Origin of the sequence: Anaerococcus kampingae, from assembly GCF_046365475.1 — a bacterium.
GTDB lineage: Bacteria > Bacillota > Clostridia > Tissierellales > Peptoniphilaceae > Anaerococcus > Anaerococcus kampingae.
Window position 1 is genome coordinate 82,689 of record NZ_JBGMEF010000019.1, and the last position, 20,167, is coordinate 102,855.

Genomic DNA, 20,167 nt, shown 5'->3' on the forward strand with positions numbered 1-20,167 from the left:
ATTTTTTATAGAAAATTAGCCAGTCTTTGAGTATAATGACTTAAGGAATTTAAGAGAGGACTTATGACTGAATTAAAAATACCATCCCATCTTGCTATCATTCTTGATGGCAATGGAAGATGGGCTAAGAAACAAAATAGGCCTAGGACCTTCGGCCATAAGGAAGGTGCGGAAAATGTGATTAGGATTGCAAGGTCTGCCAAGAAGTTTGGCATTAAGACTTTGACTCTTTATGCATTTTCTACAGAAAATTGGAAAAGACCCGCTAGTGAGGTCGGATTTTTGATGGATTTGCTTATTAAATTTGTAAGATCCAAACTTGATGAACTTATTGCAGAAGATTGTAAGCTTAATTTCTTGGGAGATATTTCTAAGCTTCCAGAAAAAACAAGAGAAGCTTGCCTTTATGCCTTGGATAAAACCAAGGATAACAAGTCTCTGCTTATAAATATTGCCCTTAATTATGGGGGTAGGGATGAGCTTGTCCATGCCTTTAGAGAAATTATGGCCAAGGGATATGGTCCTGATGATATTACAGAAGAGATGATTTCTGATAATTTATATACATCAGGTCAATCTGACCCAGACCTTTTGATTAGACCTGGCGGTGAGCTTAGGTTGTCTAATTTTCTAATCTATCAGATGGCTTACACAGAGCTTTATTTTACAGATGTTTTGTGGCCAGATTTTACTGAGGATGATTTAAAGGATGCAATCCTTGATTTTACTAGAAGAGATAGAAGATATGGTGGCCTATGATTAAGTTTTTAAACAGGGCCTTTGGTGGTGCTGTAATATTAACACTTTTGATTTTAATAACTTACTTGGGCAGGATTCCACTTGCTCTTGGAGTGGCAGCTTTTTCTTATATAGCCCTCCATGAGATGGATAAGGCCCTTAGTAAGATTAAACTCCACCTACCAATGAAGTGCCTTTATTTTACTAATGGGATAATCATGCTTGCGGCCTTTATAAATAATTCTGATATTTATATAGCTTCCCTTGTGGTTTCGGTTTTGTATTTATTTATGTACATCATCCTAACTGGTCACTACAGCCTTTATGATGGCTTTGCTGCAGCCTTTGTTATGCTTTATGTATCATTTTTGATCTCCCATATCCTAAGGATAAAAAATGTGTCCTATGTGTGGATGCTTTATATTACAGCCTGGGGATCTGATACCTTTGCCTATCTTGTTGGCAGCCTTTTTGGCAGGCACAAGATGGAATGGATGGCTCACATTAGCCCGAATAAGACCATTGAGGGGTCAATTGGTGGAATTGCTGGAGCTACGATTTTAAATATTGTCTATTGCCATGAATTTGGCCTTGACACTTATGTTAGAGAGATAGTTATTTTTACAATTATTGCTGCGATTATGTCACAAATTGGTGACTTGATTGCATCTTATATTAAAAGACAAACTGGAATTAAAGATTTTGGTAACCTAATACCAGGCCATGGTGGCATCCTTGATAGGTTTGATTCTATCATGTTTATTGCACCTGTCCTTTATCTTTTTTCTAGGATTTAAGGAGAATTGATGAGAATATTAATAGCGGTAGTACTATTTTTGCTACTAATTGTATTTCACGAGTTTGGTCACTTCCTTGTGGCCAAACTTTCTGGAATCAAGGTAAATGAGTTTGCAGTGGGCATGGGGCCCCTTATTTTTTCTAAAGAAAAGGGAGAGACCCTTTATTCTTTAAGGCTAATCCCAATTGGTGGCTACTGTGCCATGGAAGGTGAGGATGAAGAATCGCCAGACCCTAGATCTTTTGATAGGGCACCGGCTTCTAAGAGATTTCTAACAATCTTGGCAGGCCCTGTAGCTAATCTTATTATAGCTGTCCTAGTCTTTATGACTGTGGGCCTTATGGCAGGGATAATTACTACTTCAATAGGGGATTTTACAGAAAATTCACCAGCTAAAGAAGCTGGCATGCAAGTAGGAGATGAGATAAGAAAAGTTGGAGATAAGGATATCAAAGATTTCACTGATATTTCTGCAGGAATTGCTGATTTTTATAAGGATAAGGATTATGATAAGCCTATCACAGTTCAGTATTATAGAGAAAGTTCAGATACCATCACAGCTGTAGATTTGAAGGTAGAAGTAAAAGATGATTCTGCCTATATTGGTATAATGCCAGCAAGAAAGAGGCCAGGATTTTTTGAAGCTATTGGCCTTGGTTTTAGTGAAACTTGGAAAAATATCAAGATGATTTTTACAGTTCTTGGTAGACTATTTACAGGAAAAATTGCCCTAGGAGCCCTATCAGGTCCAATTGGAGTCCTAAAGGAAATGGGCAACCAAGCCAATAACGGCCTTGCCAATCTCTTATACTTTTTAGGTTATATTTCTGTTAACCTAGCAGTTTTTAACCTACTTCCAATACCAGCCCTTGACGGGTCAAAGCTTTTGACAAGTGGGATAGAGATATTGACAGGCAAGAAAATAAACAAAAAAATCGAAGAAAGAATCACCATAGTTGGATTTATCCTCCTAATGGGACTTATAATTTTGGTAAGCATAAAAGATATAATTAATTTATTTTAAAAGGAAGGCAAAATGAGAAGACAAACTAGGAAAATTTTTGTAGGAGATGTTGCTATTGGAGGCGACTCTCCTATTTCTATCCAATCAATGACAACAGCAAAAACATCAGATGTGGATGCGGTAGTAAAGCAAATAAGGGCCCTTGAGGCTGAAGGCTGCGATATATCTCGCTCAGCCATCAATACCATAGAAGATGCTAAGGCCATCAGAAAAATTAAGGAAGCTACAAATATTCCTTTTGTAGCAGATATACAATTTGATTACAAGCTTGCCCTAGCAGCTGTAGAAAATGGCTGTGATTGCTTAAGATACAATCCAGGCAATATTGGCGGCAAGGATAAGGTAGCTCTTTTAGTTGAAGAATGCAAGAAACGCTCAATTCCAATAAGGATTGGGGTAAACTCAGGTTCTGTTTCAAGAGAAATTGTCGATCGCTTTGGGGGAGTTAATAAGGATTCCCTTGTGGCAAGTGCCCTTGAAGAGGTTAAAATCCTTGAAGACATGGATTTTCACGATATAAAAATATCTGTAAAATCATCTGATGTAAATACCATGATAGATGCCTATAGGCTCTTATCTTCAAAGGTTGACTACCCACTTCACCTAGGAGTAACAGAGGCAGGACCTCTCTATCAAGCCCTTGTCAAATCATCAATTGGTATAGGTTCTTTATTAAAAGATGGAATTGGCGATACGCTTAGGGTTTCAATCACAGGTGATATTGTTGAAGAAGTTAAGGCTGGCAAGGCAATTCTAAAGGCCCTTGGCCTAAGACGAGATGGGCTTGATATAGTATCTTGTCCAACTTGCTCAAGAACTACCGTAGACCTTCCAAATATTGTTGCAGAAGTTGAAGAAAAATCAAAGGGCCTTAAGGTAAATACTAAGGTTGCAATCATGGGTTGTCCAGTAAATGGGCCTGGAGAATCAAAGGAAGCTGACTATGGGATTTCTGCAGCAAATGGCATGGGATTCTTGTTTAAAGATGGAAAGACTATCAAGAAAGTAAAGGAAGAAGAAATAGTAGATACCCTAATAGAAGTTTTGAAAGAAAAGCAAGATGAGAATTGATCTGGGCTCTTTAATAAAAATTGAAAAAGAAATTTTTTATATAATTGAAGCTACCTATTACAAAAAAGAAAATAGGCTCCACCTTTTGATAGAAAGCGAAGACCCACTTTTAAGCAACAAGGAGGAAGACCTAAGAGAATATTTTTCTGACATGGACCTTTCTATAAGCTATAAAAAAATAGAGATAGAAGAGCCTCATGAATTAGAAAATATAAATGAAGAAGTTCCTGAAAATTTAGGTAATAATTACGATTCGTTTGTGGATGATTTTGAAGAAGAAATTGACTATATGGATATACCTCCTTATGAAGACTTAAAGCCTAGTAAGGAAGATATGCCAAGTGATAATTTTCAAAATATTGGCCAAAAGCCTGAAAAAGTAGAAGATGAGCCTTTAAATTCAAATAAGGAAGGAACTTCTTCTCAAGAAGAAAAAACAGCAACGGGAGAAATTCCTCAAAAGGAAGAAAATCCTAATGAACAAGACTCGGCAAAAGACCTAAAAAAAGCCAAGGAGGCCAAGCTCCAAAGGCAAATTGCCAATGCAATTTCTATCCAAAACTCAGCCAAGGAAAAAATCCAAAAGCAAAAGCCAGCTGAGGATGGCCTAAATTTTGGTAAAAAGCAAAGGCTAGAGCCTATAAATATAGAAGATCTTTATGATAAAAAGGGCATGGCAAATGGCCTCCTAGGTAGGATTTTTGGACTATCTTGCTTTGAGACTAAAAATGGATATTTTATCTATACCTTTGACCTTGAAGATAAGACCGATGCCATATCTTGTAAGATTTTTGCCAATAAAAATAACAATTATAAGCTTGAAGGCCTAAAAGATGGGATGGCAGTCCAGGTTGAAGGAACTCTTAACTTTGATGACTTTGCCAAGGAAGATGTCTTTACAATCAATTCTGTGAGGGAGGCTCTAATTGGTAAGAAAGTTGACCTAGCAGCTGACAAGCGTTTTGAGCTCCAGCTTCACACCAAATATACCAACCTCGATGGTTTTGTGGATGATGGAGACCTTTTAGGCACTCTTACAGACTGGGGTTGGGATACAATTGGTATAACCGATACGGAGAACCTCCAAGTCCTACCAAATATCTATGACAAGTACAAGTCAAAAGGTATCAAGGTTTTGCCAGGTGCAGAACTTTTGATGGTAGAAGATGACCTTAGGATTCTTACGAATTTATCAGAAAAGGATCCATCAGATTTTAAAAAGCTTGAAGAAGGATCCTTCGTAGTCTTTGATATCGAGACAACAGGACTTTTAAGATATAGGGATGCCATTACAGAGATTGGTGCAGTTAGGGTTGAAAATGGAGAAATAACCGAGACTTACAACCAGCTAATAAACCCTGAAAGGATGTTACCTGAAAAAATTATAGAGATAACAGGCATAACAGATGCCATGCTTGCCGATAAGCCAAAGATAGATGAGGTCTTGCCAGGATTTTTAGAATTTTGTGGAGATGCTATCCTAGTTGGTCAAAATACTGACTTTGATGTTGGATTTATTAGGGTCAATGCCCAAAGATTAGGACTTAAATTTGACCCAGTCTACCTAGACACCTTGCCAATGGCTAGGGCACTTTTTGATGATATGGGCAAGTTCTCCCTAGATAAAATAGCTAGAAAGCTTGAAATCCCAGCTTTTAACCACCACAGGGCAAGCGATGATGCTAGGGCTACAGCCCAAATTTTTATCAAGATGTTTGAGATGATTACTAATGAAGAAGGCATAAGCCTTCTAAATATCAATTCTCTAACGACTAATTATCCAAAGGCCAAGCACAAAACCTATTCAGTCTTAGCCTATGCCAAGGATAAGATAGGTCTTAAAAATCTCTACCAACTAATTTCAGAATCAAGGATGAACCATATAGCAAATGGTGAAGCGAGGACTCCTTTATCTACGATTCTAAAATATAGGGAGGGCCTAATTTTAGGCTCTGGTGGATCTGAAGGAATCCTTGTCGATTATCTAATAAATCAAAGGTCTGACAGGGATATAGAAAAATATCTAGGGCTCTTTGATTTCTACCAGGTTGAACCCCTATCTATCTATGAAGACATGATAGAAAGTGGGAAAATAGATACCAAAGACCAGGTAAGGTCCATAAATGAAAGGATAATTGCCTATGGAGATCGTGATAAAAAGCTTGTAGCAGCAACTGGTGGGGTAAGATATCTAAATCCTAGGGACTATAAGCTTAGAAATATCCTAAAGAAGGGGTCCTTCTTCTTCTATAAGGAAAATCGTCCTCTATATTACCTAAGGACTACAGATGAGATGCTTAGGGAATTTGCTTATTTGGGTGATAAAATTTCTTATGACCTTGTCATAGCAAATCCTAAAAAAATTGCAGATCAGATTGAAGATTTAAGGCCGATTCCACCTGGCACCTTCCCTCCAAAAATCGAAGGGTCTGAGGAAATGCTTAGGGAAACCTGCTTTAAAAAGGCCCACTCAATCTATGGAGACAAGCTACCAGAAATTGTCGAGGCAAGGCTTGAAAAAGAGCTTAATTCTATTATTTCAAATGGCTACGCGGTTCTTTATATCATTGCCCAAAAGCTAGTTAAAAAATCTAACAATGATGGCTATCTTGTAGGTTCTAGGGGATCGGTTGGTTCATCTTTTGCAGCGACTATGGCTGATATTACAGAGGTAAATCCGCTTTGCCCTCACTATGTGTGTCCGAAGTGCAAGCATTCAGAATTTTTCCCAGAAGACCTCTTGGGTTCTGGTATAGATTACCCAGATAAAGCTTGTCCAGAATGCGGGACAGAGATGAAAAAAGATGGTCACAACATACCTTTTGAGGTATTTTTGGGCTTTGAAGGAGATAAGGAACCAGATATAGACTTAAACTTCGCAGGCGAATACCAACCTACAATCCACAAATATACCGAAGAGCTCTTTGGTAGGGGCCATGTATTTAGGGCAGGAACAATTGGGAAAATCCAGGACAATACAGCCTTTGGATATATCAAAAAATACATGGAAGAAAATAATCTAAATCTAACTAATGCTCAGATTAGAAGCTTTCAGAGGGGGCTAAAGGATGTCAAAAGGTCAACTGGCCAGCATCCTGGCGGCCTTATAGTTGTGCCAAATGATATTGATGTTTTTGACATAACCCCAATCCAGTATCCAGCAGACGATCCGAGGGGAGATATAAGGACGACTCACTTCCCATATTCAGTAATGGAAGAAACCCTCCTTAAGCTTGACCTTCTTGGCCACGATGTGCCTTCAATTATAAGGGCCCTCCAGGATTTAACAGATACAGATCCTTTAAATATAAAGATGGATGATAGTAATGTAATGAAGATATTTTCATCTACAGAACCCCTTAAGATTAAGCACGATTTTTCAAATAATGACATAGGAACCCTTGGCATACCTGAGTTTGGAACAAACTTTGTAAGGGGCATGTTAAAGGATACCTATCCTAAGAAATTTTCAGAGATGGCTAGGATTTCTGGTCTCTCCCACGGAACAGACGTGTGGCTTAACAATGCCCAAGACCTTGTAAAATCAAATACCGCATCCTTTGACGAAATAATTTCAACTAGGGATGATATCATGAATGCCTTAATCACTGAAGGCCTTGATAAGAAAAAATCCTTCCAAATCATGGAAAGGGTCCGTAAGGGAAAGGGCCTCGATGATGAGACTATTGCCTATATGAAGGAAAATGGGGTCAAGGATTGGTATGTGGAATCTTGCCTAAAGATAAAATATCTTTTCCCAAAGGCCCACGCCGTTGCCTATTGTCTGATGTCTTATAGGATAGCCTACTACAAGGTTTATTACCCAGAAGCCTTTTATGCTTCATATTTTAATTCCAAGCTAAATGACTTCTCCTATTCGACAATCCTATCTGGCTTTGATGCTGTAAGGTTAGCTCTTGATTCCTACAAGGATAGGTTTGACCTTACCCAAAGGGACAATGCCATAAAGACAGTCTTAGAAGTAGCTGAAGAGATGCATGCTAGGGAGATAAAAATTAAAAAGGCTGACATCTACAAGTCAGATTCTAGGAAGTTCTTGATTGAAGATGGGGCAATTCTCCCACCACTTGCGGCAGTGGATGATGTAAGTGAAGCCATGGCAAAGGACATAGTAGAAGAGCGTGAAAAGGGCAATTTTATATCAATAGAAGATCTAAGGTCTAGAACTTGCCTAAATAAAAACGCCATCAAAAGCCTAAAAGACTTGGGAATCATAGATGGTATCCAAGAAGAAAATCAAATGAGCCTATTTGATGGCTTGTTCTAAAATAAAAAAGCTGACCCCAAAACTATTTTAGGGCCAGCTTTTTTATTTATTCTATATGGTAAAAGATAAAAGATATCTCAAGGCCAGGCTTTTTATTTTCAATAAGAAAAGCACCGTCATGCAATTCGGCGATTTGTTTTGAAATAAAAATCCCCAAACCATGTTTGGTTATATTGGTCAAATCTTCCTCATTAATTCTCCTAATAAGGTCATAGGAAATCCCACTTCCCTCATCACTTATTGTAATTATGAGCCTATGGTCAGGATTTGTGAGCCTGACAAGAATCTCCCCTTCTGTATAAGTAAGGGAGTTTTTTAGGATATTTTCAAGCATCCTATAAAATAAATTCTCATCCATTCTTATTTTTAAATCGCTCACTTCTAGCTTATTTTCAAAAATAATTTCCCTATCAGGATTCTCATTTAGCTTATCGACAATTACTTTTCTAATAATTTTGACAGGATTTTTAGACTTAAAGTCTTTTTTGTCAATATTTGAAAGGGATATGGTAAGGTTTAGGCCTTCTAGGATATTTGAAATTTTTAGGACTTGGTCTTGGATATTTTGGATATCGAGGTCATTTTTATTGTTTTTGCTAACTTCCCAGGAAATCTTAGCAAGAGGAGTTCTTACATCGTGGCTAAGACCCCTAATCCACTTGCCTTGAGCAATTTTTAGATTGTTGAACTTTTCATTAGCCTTGTTTACAGAAACAGCAAGATCTTTCAAGTCTCCATATTCATCTAGCCTTTCAAAATCATCTTCGTAGAGCCTATCAAGAGCCTTTTGAAAGGGGAGGGTATTTTTTAAGATATTTTTGATATCAATCATATAAAAAATATAGACAAGGGCTAAAAACAAAATTACAAATCCTATAAAGAGTTTTACATTAAATATTAGGTTCTTATAATTGTAATAATTAAAGGGAAACTTGTCTAAGGAATTTTTAGGATAGGCAAAAATTATCAGCCCATCGTCTAGGATGTAGGTAAATACGGGATAATCAGCTAGATAATATCTTGTAAAGCCTGCCACATCAGTGATTTCAAATTTATCCTTGACTTCCTTTGGCTTAGAAATAGATTCTATGACCTTCCCATCCTTATTTATTCTTATAGCCCAAATATCATTTTCTTTAAGGAATTCCTTATTTGTATCATTAAGGTAGGTCCTAGTTTTATTAGTTTCTACATAAGAAAAAACATCGTTAGGATTTGGGTATTTATTGTTAAGCCTGTAGTTTAGGTAGAGGAAGGTCATAAATAAAAATATTAGGAAAAATAGCAAGACCAATATTCTGATTACAATTTTCTTAAATCTTTTTAAAATATAGTCAAACATCTAATCCTCTTTAACAAGCTTATAACCAAGGCCTTTTATGGTTATCAAAATCTTTGGCTCTCTAGGATTATCCTCAAGCTTTTCTCTTAGCCTATAGATGTGGGTTATTAGAGTGTTTTCATAACCATAGGAATCTTCCCAAATATGATCTAAAATCCTATCTATAGAGACAATCATATTTATATTTTCAGATAAATAGGCTAGGATTTTGTATTGGGTGGCTGTAAGGGCGATTTCCTCGCCATTTTTGATGAGGACACCCTTGGACATATCAAAAATTACCTTGCCTAAATTTATTTTATCAACAGATTTAACTTTTTTACTTCTTCTTAAGATAGCATCTACTCTCCAAAGGAGCTCTTCAGGGAAGAAGGGCTTGACTAGATAGTCATCGGCCTTATTTTCAAAGCCTTCTTTTCTGTCATCAAGGCCATCTAGGGCAGATAAAATTATAACAGCCATGTCTGAAGTCTTTCTAATTTCCCTTAACAAATCAAAACCACTCCCATCTGGAAGCATCAAGTCTAAAACAACCAGGTCAATTTTTAAATTTGAAATTTTAAATCTAGCTTCCTTTAAGTTTTTGGCAGTATAAACTTTTTTAAATCCCTTATCTTTCATAAAATTATATAAATTTTCTAGTAAGGTCTTTTCATCATCAACCACTAATATTGAAAAATTACTCCTTATATCCATCTAAGCCTCCTTGTTATCCTTATTATACACCAGATTCGAGCCTTATATGCTTTTGTGATGTAAAAGTGACCTAACTAAAACTTTATCTTTATCAGGTTTTGGTATTATGGTTTTAGGAGGAATGATTATGAAAAAAATACTTGAAGTTAAAAATTTACAAAAATCATATAACAATAAAAAGGTCTTAGATATCGACTCTTTAGAAATTGAAGAAGGTGCAATTTATGGCCTAATAGGAAAAAATGGAGCAGGAAAATCTACTTTAATGAAGAGTATCTTGGGTCTTGTTAAAAAAGATGGAGGCCTTGTTAAGGTTTTTGGTCAGGAAGTAAATCCTAAGAACCAAAAAGATTTAAACAAAAATCTAGGTGCTTTAATCGAAAATCCATCCTTTTATGACCACCTAACAGGCTATGAAAATCTTGAAATAATATGTAAGCTTAAGGGGATAAAAATAGAGGAAATCCCAAAAACCTTAGCTATGGTTGGCCTTAATAATGTAGGCAAAAAGAAAGCAAGAGAATATTCACTTGGTATGAAGCAAAGACTAGGCATTGCTATGGCCCTAATCGGAAGTCCTAAGCTTTTAATCCTTGATGAGCCGATAAATGGTCTTGACCCTCAAGGAATAGAGGAGATGAGGAACTTATTTAAAAATCTTGTCAAAAACACTTCTACAAGCATCTTGATATCTTCACACATTCTTGATGAAATGGAAAAAATAGCTACTCACATAGGAATCCTGATAAATGGAAATTTGACCTATAATGGAAGCCTAGAAGATTATAGGAAGCTTCATCCACCATTTATATCCTTACTAACTTCAGATAATAAGAAGGCCCTAGGGCTTTTGGGTCTTGGTCAAGATAGGATGATGGATAAAAAAATTATTTTAGGTAAGATTTCAAACCAAGACATAGGAGATATTGTAAATTTCCTCCATGGCAAGGTTGATATTTACAGGATAGAGGAAGAAAAAGAAAGTCTTGAAAAGCTATTTATAGAAGAAAGTAGGTCATAAGATGGCAAACTTAGAAAGAAAAAAATATAAAAGGCTTGGAATAAATTTCTTGATGCTAATAGTATTTTTAGGGCAGATGTTAATAGTCCTAGGAGCAAGTTTTAATAAGTCTTTTTCTCAAAGCTCTTATCCACTGGCTTACATTTTAGACACCTATTTATTTATTTCTTTGCTGATAAATCCAATACTAATATCATCATTAGTAAAAAAAGTAATAGAGATTGAAGAAAAAAATAAGATGTGGCAAATGCAGATAATCCTTGGAGAAAAAGTTGATTCCATACTTTTTGATAAATTTAAGATTTTAGCTTTAAGGCTAGTTTTCTTACAAATAATAGAAGGACTAGTATTTTTAAGCCTAGCAAAAAGATCAGCTAATTTTAATTTTAGCGGTGACATGGTCTTAAGATTTGTACTTGTAAACCTAACAGCCCTTATAATAAATTTATTTTTCGTAAGTATATTTATGATTATAGAAATGAAGAGTAAAAAAGTCTACACCCTATCATTTTTATCAATAATAGGAGGTCTTACCGGCATAATAACAATGCTTAGTTCAGAAACTTTATCTTTTGTAAATCCCTTTGCATGGATGGCAAGTCTTCTTAATATTTCTTATTTAAATGAGGGAGGTAAATTTATTCAGGTATTAAATCCGATAAATTTCTACACGCTAATCATCTCCCTAATATTTCTACTAGGAAGTCTTTATTATTTAAAATCCATGAAAACTTATAGTTTATACAAGGACTAGGAGGAAAAATGTTAAAATTAGAAATTAAGAAAATAAAATTTGTAAATATTTTGCTAGTAAGCTTAATAATTCCTTTACTAGCCAACGCCTTTGGCCTAATAAATTATTTGGGAAATAAAGGTGCATTAACTAATCAGTGGCAATCTTTGTGGACACAAGTAAGTTTGTTTTACTTTTCCTTTTTCTATATCCCCTTAATTGCAATAATAATTGCAAGCCTATGGGCAACAGAACACAAGTCAAGCCTTAAATTTATAAGGCTAAGCCCAAAGAAAAATATAGACTTTGTAATAGCTAAGTTAGGTTTAGCCTTTATCCTAGTAAGCTTTTGTCAAATATATTTCCTAGGTCTATTTTACCTTTCTGGCAAATTCATAGCAGGCTTTGCAAGTATTGACTTTAGCATATATATTTACTATATGATCCTGTCCATACTTTTATCTCTTCCTATAATTGGGATATTTGGAGCCCTTGCTATAAGGATTAAGTCCTTTGGTATAATAGTCCTCTTATCAACTATCTTTACAATCTTTGGCTTTGCCACAGCCTTTAAGTCTCTAAAAATTGTAGGACTTAGCTTTTTGGCAATTGAAGCCAATAATTTAAGATATATAGGAATCAATGATTTGGCCTTATTAGCTCTTTTTGGCCTTGGAGAACTAATTATTTCCCTATACCTATCTAATAAATTTTTAAAATTTGAAAATAAATGATTTCAAAATAAAACTGCCCTCCTTAAGGAAATTTAGGGGGCAGTTTTATATTTTTCAAAATCTTTATCCATTAATAACTTTTAATTCCTTAACCATATCAATTTTTGAAATCTTAATTTTTTCCAGTAGTTGAACTATTATAAATATAATTAGGCTTAGAGCGATTGCTTTTATGAAGTTAGATAGGGGAATATTTACTTCTACATAGGCATCTAGTTTAGTAAGGGCATAGCTTGTCATGAGTCTAATTAAAAAGTCCATGACAGGTATCATTACGATTTCAAATAATATAAGGATTAGAAAAATAGGACTAGTATAAATAGCCGCATTTTCTTTATCTTTTATTCCGAAAACTTTAAGATAGGATATATTTGTCTTAGATTTATCTATTATTAGGCTTGTTACAAGGTAAGAAATTATTAGGTAAAAAGCTAGGGCAATAAATAGCAGACTATCAAATACTCCGCCAAAGGAATCTAGGAAATGAGTCATAAATTTATTCATTTCTTTTTTATCAATTTCGTTAACTAAGAGATTTTTGTCGATATTTAGGATCTTATCAGACCCATAAGCATTAAAATATTCCTTTTCTTGACCTATTATTTTATTTAAGTCCTCTCTTTTACCTATGATTTGGAATTTGGTATTGTTTTTTTCTATAGCTTTTACCTTTAATTTTACTTTTTTATTATTGAAGTTTTCTATAGCCTTGATTTCATCATCTATTTTTAGTTTATATACCTTAGCAAGTCCATTTGAAATTATTATGTCATTAGAACTAAGGTCTTTTATATTTAGGTCCTTATATTTAGAATCAGGATCTACTCCCAGACATTGGATTTTTTTCATATTAAAATCTGCTAACTCAAAGCTCATCATAGAGATTTTATCGGCTTTGATGTTTGAATCAGGAGCTTTTATGAGGTAAGTATGTTCGTATTTCATCGAATCCTTCACTTTTTGTGCATAATCTGTAAAGACAGGTTTAACTCCTAGAGAATAAATTAAAAGTATATTTGCTAGGCCTATTCCAAAGATTAGACTAATAATATTTGCTTTATTTGCAAGTAAAACTCTAATTCTAAACTTGTTAATGAAGGAGAACTTATCAAGTTTTATCCTCATTTTTGCTTTAGGTGATTTTATTGTATTTCTAAGAAAGTCAATAACCTTGCCTTTAAGTGCCCTTCCAATTACAAGGTAATTGATTATTAAATATATCAAAAGTGGGATAAGACTTGTAAGGAAAAATGACCTTAAGTTAAATGAAACTACAAATTTTGGCAGGTCATAGGACTTGTAATAAAGATCTGTATAGGTCTTGTATGTATGGCTATAGGCGATTAAATTACCGATAAGGGATGAGATTAAGCTAATGAAGATTGGCATTAGCATATAGTTTTTTTCTAGCTCTCGTTTTTTATAGCCTGAAGCAAGTAGGGTACCAATTATTGGAGCTTCTTCTTCAATCATACTTTTAACCTGGATTGCACTTATAAAGGCAATGGCTAAAACCAAAACTACCATAATTGCAGTCATCATAGGCACATCGCCACCCATATCTTCTATGAAATATCTAATGCAGTGATTATCATAGTTTAATAGAGCATCTATAACCATATTTTTTTGATTAACAATTTTAATAATATCTTTCTGCTTATCTCTAGCCTTAGACTTTGGTAAATTTTCTTGGTCTTTGTAGGAATATTGGTAAGAAATTTGTTCAGATAAATCTTTTAGTCCATCTTTGCAAACAAGACCTACACCAAAATAGCCTGTATCCATTACTAGGTCGGAGTTATTTTTAAGAAGGGTTGAATAATCAGGAAGTGCTATAAGACCAACTATCTTAAAACTTTTTCCTTCAAGTTTAACCATATCTCCTACTTGTATTTTATTTGCCCTGGCATAGTTTGCAGAAATAGCTAATTCATTTTTTTCCTTAGCCAGTCTTCCATCAAGTATAGATGGAATATTTATCCTATCTCTATTTTCAAAAACTCTTATTTTTTTATTATCTGTAGACTTGGCGTTAACATAAAAATTTTCATAAAGACTGATATTTTTAGTTTCTATTTCTATTTTTGTATCTTCATCTAATTTTTCAAGACATGTAAAGTTACCATCTTCGACCTTTCCATTTTCTATAAGTTTGTAATAGATTTTTTTTGTTGAATCTTGTGCTATAAAAAATGATGAAGAAAAAATTATTATAAAGCAAAGAGCAAGGAAAATCGGCAAGACTCTTGATGGGTGAAAGTAAATTTGCCTGTAGGCTCTTTTATAAATTGGGTTTTTCATTACCAGGTCACATCCTTTGCTAGAATTTTTTCATCATTTTTAAGGTAAGATTTAACCTTGCCATCGTGGATTTTTAGAATATAATCGCACATTTTGCTTATCTGAACGTTATGGCTAGCAATAAGAATTGTTGATTTATATTCCTTGTTCATTTTTTCAATCAAATTCAAAACGTCTTTTGCACTTTCATAATCAAGAGCGCCTGTAGGCTCATCACAGATTAAAATCTGTGGACTTTTGATGAGGGCTCTAGCAATCGAGGTTCTTTGGGCCTGCCCACCTGATATTTCATTAGGATATTTGTATAATTGATCCTTTATTCCCAAATCTTCAACAAGCTTATCTATATCAAGGGGATTTTTTGCTAAATACTTGCCTAATTCAATATTTTCTAATACATTTAAGTCGCTGATTAGGTTGTAAAATTGAAAAACAAAACCTAACTTATCTCTTCTATAGGATTCCAAATCTTTCTTGGTCATATTAGAAAGGTTTTCCCCATAGATATCAACTTGGCCTGAATCAATTGTTTCAATACCACCTATAATATTAAGTAGGGTAGACTTGCCTGAGCCTGAAGGTCCTAAAATACAAATTATTTTACCATCTTCAATTTCAAGGTCAATATTTTTTAAAACGTCAATTTTCGATTGGCCTTGCCCATAACTTTTACATAAATTTTTAATTTTTATCATAAGACCTCCTTTGAATATGATAATCTTTATCATAATTATATCACAATTGAAATATCCCTACAATATGTAAATATACATTTTTTAATTAAGAATTTTTCGACTAAAAAAGCTATTAAATTTTGCCATGTATATATAAACCGAAAAGGTTTATATGATAAGGCATTTAATTTAATAGCTTATTTTTCTACTTTTGATATTTGTTTTTTGATAAATTTGCCGGCAGCAGATGATATTCCAGATGGATCATCTATTTTTATAAAATTGTTGCGATAAAGGACTTTAGCATTGTCTAGCTTATTGCCATTTATGATAGCCGCTATACTAAGGCCCTTTTTTCTTAGATAGGCCAAACTTTTTTTGGTATCATCAAGAGCAGGCTCTTCTTGGTAGGGCCTATTTAATTTAAAACCATCGCTAATTAAAGGTTTTAGGTCTTGGGGATTGGCATCTGTTAGTATTAGGCTTAGGGTGTTTTTGATATCCTTATCTAAAATTGCCCTGTAGGCCCTAAAGATAAGGCCGTCCCTATTCCAACCCATGGCCTTAAAACGAAAGATTCTTTTCATCTCTGCCTTATCATCATAATCCTTGAGTATGGATAAAATAGTAAAGTCATTTACAGTTTGAAAGGCTATGACTCTGTTTAGGATATTATTATTTTCTAGAGATTTTGCTAAAATATAGGCTTCTATGGCAACCTCTGATTCCTTATCAAGGAGGGAGGCAGACCCATCTATAAGTAGATCTACCTTCATAGAAGGATTGGCCTTAAGGGTATTTTTCATAAAAATTTTTGCCCTGTCACTAATTTCTACCTTATAGGCGAGCCTTGGCACGAGCCTTCCTCTATGGCTTAGGTCTTGATCAAGTGAGCTGGTTAGATTTAATTTTAACTTTATTTCCTTAGATAAGACAGATATGGCCCTATTGTAGGATGCCTTATGAGCCTTAAATTTTAAAAGGTGTCTTGCTATGGTCTTTTTATTAAGGTCTTGGTCAAGGTCCTTGTCATTTTCATCAATGCCTCTAGAAAAGTAAAGTTTTGATCTTTTGTGGGAACCTGTGCACAAATCTCTTTCAATGCCAAGTCTAATCTCTTCATCAAATATTGACTTGCCAAAAGTCTTTTCTATAAATTTTAGACTTGCCTTACGTTTTTTGTTTCCATAAGCAAGGACTAGGCTAGCAAACCCGTGAGATTTTTCTCCTTTGGCCTTAAAATCAGCTGGCAAGTTTGATCTTTCAAGGCTCAGCATTCCTGAATTTTCAAAGAGAGAAATGTTTAGGGCTGGGAGGTTTTTAAGGATGTTATTTTCCTTATATCCTAAATACTTTTCAAATAAATCCTTAACCCTAGCTTCTAGATTATCTTTATTTGTATCAGCTTCTAACCTTAGGGCCAGGTAGAGGTCCCTATCTTTTTTGGAAATTGTGGCCTTCTTAAGATTTAGAATTTCCCTCATTCTTATTTCTTCTAGGCGGTAGATTTTGTTTTGCCTTAGGGCAAGATTTCTTCTTTGCAAATCATACTTATCATCAAGAAATTTTTTGGCATAGGATTTTCTAAGAGATTCTAAAACTGGCCTTATTACGACTTCTTTATTATAGGTGAAGTCTTCTATTATATAAATAAAGGCAAGGTCGTACTTATCTCTTTTAATATTATAGGCCCAAGAGTCAAAGAGCTTTTTAATTTCAATATAACCTAGGTATTTAATTGCAAGGCCAATTATTAAATTTAGGTAGAAGTCAGGGTTTCCATCTATATTTGAACCTGAAATAAAATTATCAAAGTCATAAGACTCTGCTCCTGCCCATTGAAGGTTGTTTATTCGGTTTTCATTTATCTCTTCGTTATATTTATTCATTGGTCATATCTTTGTGATAAATATCATCCTTAAATCTTGCCTTTAGTAAATCTTCGATAAGTTCTGCTTCATAGTCATCAAAGACTTTATTTACTAGGCAGAGCCTCATAGCTTCTTTTAATTCAAGGCCTTCTTTAACTAGGTCAAGGCCATCGAACATTCCCCTTAAATCTGGAGCACTTTCAGAAATTTCGTGTGCCTCTGCCTTATCTTTTAGGTCCCTAAAAAAGTTTGTGAGGTCTTTAAGGTAGGATTCTCTTAGGTAAGGATAATGGGTTTTTATAAGATATTTTAGGTCATCATCAGATATCCTTGGCATCTTTATGATGACAAATCTTGATAAAAGGGCCTCATTTAGGTCGCGAGTTCCTTCGTAGCCGTAGTTCATGGTTGCTATAAAGCGGGTGGCAGGGTGGACTTTTATTAGCTTATAGCCAGGTATGTCAATCATTCTCCTGTAGTCTAGGATTGAGTGGAGGACTGCCATAGCCTCGTTTTTAGCCATATTTATCTCATCAAGAACTGCAAAGCCTCCATGAGTACTTGCAAGGCTTATTGGCCCTTCCCTAAACACAACATTACCTGATTTTAAAGTATCATCGCCGATTAGGCTTGAGGCATCAAGGCTTAGGTGGAAGGAAACATTCCACATAGGCCTATTAAAAAGATAGGCCAGGTTTTCTGCAAGGACATTTTTGCCTGTAGACTTCTCACCAACAAGCAAGATATTTTTGCCTGAAAGTATGGCAGAAATTGCCTGGGTTAAGACCTTATTTCCCATATACCTAAATTTAGGATTAGGAATTCTAGATTCAAGGTCATCTGCAAGAGGGTATTTGTTTTTAAAGTTTTCTATTTTTTTATAAATCTCATCCATTTTATCTCTCGATTGTGTTTATTTCATTTTTTATATAAAATTTTTTAAAAGATCCTAGGCCAAAGGCTGATATTTCAATTTCCTCATCGTCTTTTATAAAGGCATAGATATTAGGATTGACATAAATTTCAATATTTTCATCATCATATTTATGGTAGCTTTCAAGCTTGCCTACTTGCTTTGTGCTTACATCAAAATCTACAGTTCCAATTGTGCAGCAGGATTCCTTGCTATCTAGGTCAGGATTAATAAATAAGGCCTTAATGTCTTTTTTAGCTGCGAATTCTCTTCCTTTTTTATCTAATTTTATTTTCATAAGTCTCCTTTTTGAATAGAAAAAAGGTGGCCTAAGCCACCTTTAAATTTATCTTAGTCTAAAACTATTGATTCAATTCTAGATCTATTCTTCTTTCCACATCTTACTACAAACCATGCATAAGCAACGGTAATGACAGCTGCTATTGGATAAGCAATTGTGTAAGGTTGTCTAAATCCTATTGGGTCAGCATTGATTATAAATGAGAATACTATGAAGCAGTAGAACATTCCTGGTATAAGTGTAATAAAGTAGTTTTTGTTATTATACATTAGGTAAATTGTTGCAACTGCCAGGGCAAAGATTGCTACGAATTGGTTAGTAAATCCGAAGTATCTCCAAAGAATGTTAAATCCATTAGGATTTGATTTTGCAAAGTATAGGATAGCTGATGCTGGAATAAATAGACAAGCAGCTAGACCAGCTCTTTTTGAACCATTTCTTTGGTCTATATTTAACTCTTCTGAAATTATTAGTCTTAGAGATCTAAATGCTGTATCACCTGATGTGATAGGAAGTGCGATTACACCTACTACTGCTAGTAGACCACCGATATTACCCATAAAGAATTTAGAAATATTACCAACCATGATTGTACCAGCTGTATCTAGTGGAGCTTCTCCTGTTGAGAAAAGAACCATAGCACCTGCTGCCCATATCATAGCTATAAAGCCTTCTGCTATCATTGTAGAATAGAAGGTTGTTCTTGCTTCTTTTTCACTTTTAACAGTTCTTGATACAAGGGTTACTTGGGAACCGTGGAAACCTGATAGGATACCACAAGCTACAGTAATGAAGAATGCTGGGATGAATTTTTGTCCCTTTGGATGTTGAGCTAGAAGTCCTTGGCCTTCAAAGGATAGGTGAGCTTGTCCTTTCATAAAGATACCGATTAAAACACCAATAGCTGATATGATTAGGAAAGCACCAAAGATTGGGTAAATTCTACCGATAAGCTTATCGATAGGCATTACTGTTGATAGGATATAATAAGCAAATATTACAGCATATATAATCCAAATTACAGTGCCTTCTGGTTCTTTACCAAGTACAAATTTAGCAATTAAGTCACCAGGTGTATAAACAAATACAACACCAGTTAGGAGTAAAAGAACAGCAATAACAATATTGTAGAATTTTCTAACTCCATCGCCTATGTATTTACCAACTAATTTTGGAACTTGGCTACCACCATTTCTCATTGAGATAAAGCCTGTCATGAAATCATGAACTGCACCTGCAATAACACAACCTACTGGAATAGCGATAAAGGCAATAGGTCCAAATAAGATACCTTGGATAGGTCCAAGAATAGGGCCTGTACCTGCTATGTTAAGTAAGTTGATAAGCCAGTTTTTAGCCTCACTCATTACTACAAAGTCGACACCGTCGGCTTTTTTAACTGCTGGAGTTTCTCTATCGTCAGGTTCTAGTTGACTTTCAACATATTTTGAATATAGAAATCCTCCTCCAAATAAAATTATAAGTCCAATAATAAATAATGTCATAATATCCTCCTTCATTTATTATCTTATATTTATTATAAAACATTATTTTTAAAAAAGCAATAGTCTATTGTAAAATGGACCTTACAATCATTTTCATAATAATATAGAATAATGTAATATAATTCATTAATGGTCTTATAAATTATGTATAATGAA

The 20,167-nt window shown here is 34.6% G+C and carries 16 protein-coding genes; 8 read left to right on the forward strand and 8 right to left on the reverse strand.

What is annotated here, in order from left to right; translation table 11 throughout:
* The first annotated feature begins 63 nt into the window (after nucleotides 1-63).
* The 5 genes from ACCQ42_RS05900 to ACCQ42_RS05920 are packed head-to-tail and all read left to right on the forward strand — an operon-like array spanning nucleotide 64 to nucleotide 7,920.
* Entirely contained in the window at nucleotides 64-759 is a 696-nt protein-coding gene (locus ACCQ42_RS05900) for an isoprenyl transferase (RefSeq protein WP_410035641.1), read from the forward strand.
* A complete protein-coding gene (locus tag ACCQ42_RS05905) occupies nucleotides 756-1,535 on the forward strand; it encodes a phosphatidate cytidylyltransferase (RefSeq protein ID WP_106459934.1) in 780 nt (259 codons plus the stop codon). The genes ACCQ42_RS05900 and ACCQ42_RS05905 overlap by 4 nt, the downstream gene beginning before the upstream one ends.
* 6 nt (nucleotides 1,536-1,541) lie before the next feature.
* Nucleotides 1,542-2,561, forward strand: coding sequence for an RIP metalloprotease RseP (gene rseP, locus ACCQ42_RS05910; protein ID WP_106459935.1), 1,020 nt, complete (start codon nucleotides 1,542-1,544; stop codon nucleotides 2,559-2,561).
* Nucleotides 2,562-2,573: 12 nt separating this feature from the next.
* A complete protein-coding gene (gene ispG, locus ACCQ42_RS05915) occupies nucleotides 2,574-3,632 on the forward strand; it encodes a flavodoxin-dependent (E)-4-hydroxy-3-methylbut-2-enyl-diphosphate synthase (protein ID WP_106459936.1) in 1,059 nt (352 codons plus the stop codon).
* Nucleotides 3,622-7,920 (forward strand): PolC-type DNA polymerase III, encoded by a 4,299-nt coding sequence (locus ACCQ42_RS05920; RefSeq protein ID WP_410035642.1) that lies wholly within the window; start codon nucleotides 3,622-3,624, stop codon nucleotides 7,918-7,920. The genes ispG and ACCQ42_RS05920 overlap by 11 nt, the downstream gene beginning before the upstream one ends.
* A 46-nt stretch (nucleotides 7,921-7,966) precedes the next feature.
* Here the strand turns inward: ACCQ42_RS05920 and ACCQ42_RS05925 are convergent, their stop codons facing one another.
* Nucleotides 7,967-9,262, reverse strand: coding sequence for a sensor histidine kinase (locus tag ACCQ42_RS05925; protein WP_410035643.1), 1,296 nt, complete (start codon nucleotides 9,260-9,262; stop codon nucleotides 7,967-7,969).
* Nucleotides 9,263-9,958, reverse strand: a complete 696-nt coding sequence (locus tag ACCQ42_RS05930; protein ID WP_410035644.1) for a response regulator transcription factor — start codon at nucleotides 9,956-9,958, stop codon at nucleotides 9,263-9,265.
* 127 nt (nucleotides 9,959-10,085) lie between these two features.
* Between ACCQ42_RS05930 and ACCQ42_RS05935 the strand changes: the two genes are divergently transcribed.
* From ACCQ42_RS05935 to ACCQ42_RS05945, 3 genes are read left to right on the forward strand one after another with little or no spacing between them, the layout of a single operon-like run.
* Nucleotides 10,086-10,979: an ABC transporter ATP-binding protein gene (locus ACCQ42_RS05935; RefSeq protein WP_265237634.1), complete on the forward strand. Its 894-nt coding sequence runs from the start codon at nucleotides 10,086-10,088 to the stop codon at nucleotides 10,977-10,979.
* Between the two features lies 1 nt (nucleotide 10,980).
* Nucleotides 10,981-11,733 (forward strand): hypothetical protein, encoded by a 753-nt coding sequence (locus ACCQ42_RS05940; protein WP_410035645.1) that lies wholly within the window; start codon nucleotides 10,981-10,983, stop codon nucleotides 11,731-11,733.
* 8 nt (nucleotides 11,734-11,741) lie between these two features.
* Entirely contained in the window at nucleotides 11,742-12,446 is a 705-nt protein-coding gene (locus tag ACCQ42_RS05945) for an ABC transporter permease (protein WP_410035646.1), read from the forward strand.
* Between the two features lie 63 nt (nucleotides 12,447-12,509).
* Here the strand turns inward: ACCQ42_RS05945 and ACCQ42_RS05950 are convergent, their stop codons facing one another.
* The 6 genes from ACCQ42_RS05950 to ACCQ42_RS05975 all read right to left on the reverse strand — a co-directional run bounded on the left by ACCQ42_RS05950 (nucleotide 12,510) and on the right by ACCQ42_RS05975 (nucleotide 20,011).
* Nucleotides 12,510-14,747: an FtsX-like permease family protein gene (locus ACCQ42_RS05950; RefSeq protein ID WP_410035647.1), complete on the reverse strand. Its 2,238-nt coding sequence runs from the start codon at nucleotides 14,745-14,747 to the stop codon at nucleotides 12,510-12,512.
* On the reverse strand, nucleotides 14,747-15,442 hold the full coding sequence (locus ACCQ42_RS05955; RefSeq protein ID WP_106459944.1) for an ABC transporter ATP-binding protein: 696 nt from the start codon (nucleotides 15,440-15,442) through the stop codon (nucleotides 14,747-14,749). Before ACCQ42_RS05955 ends, ACCQ42_RS05950 begins: the two co-directional genes overlap by 1 nt.
* Before the next feature lie 176 nt (nucleotides 15,443-15,618).
* Entirely contained in the window at nucleotides 15,619-17,310 is a 1,692-nt protein-coding gene (locus ACCQ42_RS05960; RefSeq protein WP_410035648.1) for a vWA domain-containing protein, read from the reverse strand.
* On the reverse strand, nucleotides 17,303-18,187 hold the full coding sequence (locus ACCQ42_RS05965; RefSeq protein ID WP_106459946.1) for an AAA family ATPase: 885 nt from the start codon (nucleotides 18,185-18,187) through the stop codon (nucleotides 17,303-17,305). Before ACCQ42_RS05965 ends, ACCQ42_RS05960 begins: the two co-directional genes overlap by 8 nt.
* Before the next feature lies 1 nt (nucleotide 18,188).
* Nucleotides 18,189-18,503 (reverse strand): hypothetical protein, encoded by a 315-nt coding sequence (locus ACCQ42_RS05970; RefSeq protein WP_106459947.1) that lies wholly within the window; start codon nucleotides 18,501-18,503, stop codon nucleotides 18,189-18,191.
* A 53-nt stretch (nucleotides 18,504-18,556) separates the two neighbouring features.
* Nucleotides 18,557-20,011 (reverse strand): carbon starvation CstA family protein, encoded by a 1,455-nt coding sequence (locus tag ACCQ42_RS05975; RefSeq protein ID WP_410035649.1) that lies wholly within the window; start codon nucleotides 20,009-20,011, stop codon nucleotides 18,557-18,559.
* Nucleotides 20,012-20,167 lie beyond the last annotated feature (156 nt).

Bases quoted from the DNA above. Each gene is read 5' to 3' on its own strand.
- ACCQ42_RS05900 (WP_410035641.1), top strand. From the start codon at position 64: ATGACTGAATTAAAAATACCATCCCATCTTGCTATCATTCTTGATGGC.
- ACCQ42_RS05905 (WP_106459934.1), top strand. From the start codon at position 756: ATGATTAAGTTTTTAAACAGGGCCTTTGGTGGTGCTGTAATATTAACA.
- ispG (WP_106459936.1), top strand. From the start codon at position 2,574: ATGAGAAGACAAACTAGGAAAATTTTTGTAGGAGATGTTGCTATTGGA.
- ACCQ42_RS05920 (WP_410035642.1), top strand. From the start codon at position 3,622: ATGAGAATTGATCTGGGCTCTTTAATAAAAATTGAAAAAGAAATTTTT.
- ACCQ42_RS05925 (WP_410035643.1), bottom strand. From the start codon at position 9,262: ATGTTTGACTATATTTTAAAAAGATTTAAGAAAATTGTAATCAGAATA.
- ACCQ42_RS05930 (WP_410035644.1), bottom strand. From the start codon at position 9,958: ATGGATATAAGGAGTAATTTTTCAATATTAGTGGTTGATGATGAAAAG.
- ACCQ42_RS05935 (WP_265237634.1), top strand. From the start codon at position 10,086: ATGAAAAAAATACTTGAAGTTAAAAATTTACAAAAATCATATAACAAT.
- ACCQ42_RS05940 (WP_410035645.1), top strand. From the start codon at position 10,981: ATGGCAAACTTAGAAAGAAAAAAATATAAAAGGCTTGGAATAAATTTC.
- ACCQ42_RS05945 (WP_410035646.1), top strand. From the start codon at position 11,742: ATGTTAAAATTAGAAATTAAGAAAATAAAATTTGTAAATATTTTGCTA.
- ACCQ42_RS05950 (WP_410035647.1), bottom strand. From the start codon at position 14,747: ATGAAAAACCCAATTTATAAAAGAGCCTACAGGCAAATTTACTTTCAC.
- ACCQ42_RS05955 (WP_106459944.1), bottom strand. From the start codon at position 15,442: ATGATAAAAATTAAAAATTTATGTAAAAGTTATGGGCAAGGCCAATCG.
- ACCQ42_RS05960 (WP_410035648.1), bottom strand. From the start codon at position 17,310: ATGAATAAATATAACGAAGAGATAAATGAAAACCGAATAAACAACCTT.
- ACCQ42_RS05965 (WP_106459946.1), bottom strand. From the start codon at position 18,187: ATGGATGAGATTTATAAAAAAATAGAAAACTTTAAAAACAAATACCCT.
- ACCQ42_RS05970 (WP_106459947.1), bottom strand. From the start codon at position 18,503: ATGAAAATAAAATTAGATAAAAAAGGAAGAGAATTCGCAGCTAAAAAA.
- ACCQ42_RS05975 (WP_410035649.1), bottom strand. From the start codon at position 20,011: ATGACATTATTTATTATTGGACTTATAATTTTATTTGGAGGAGGATTT.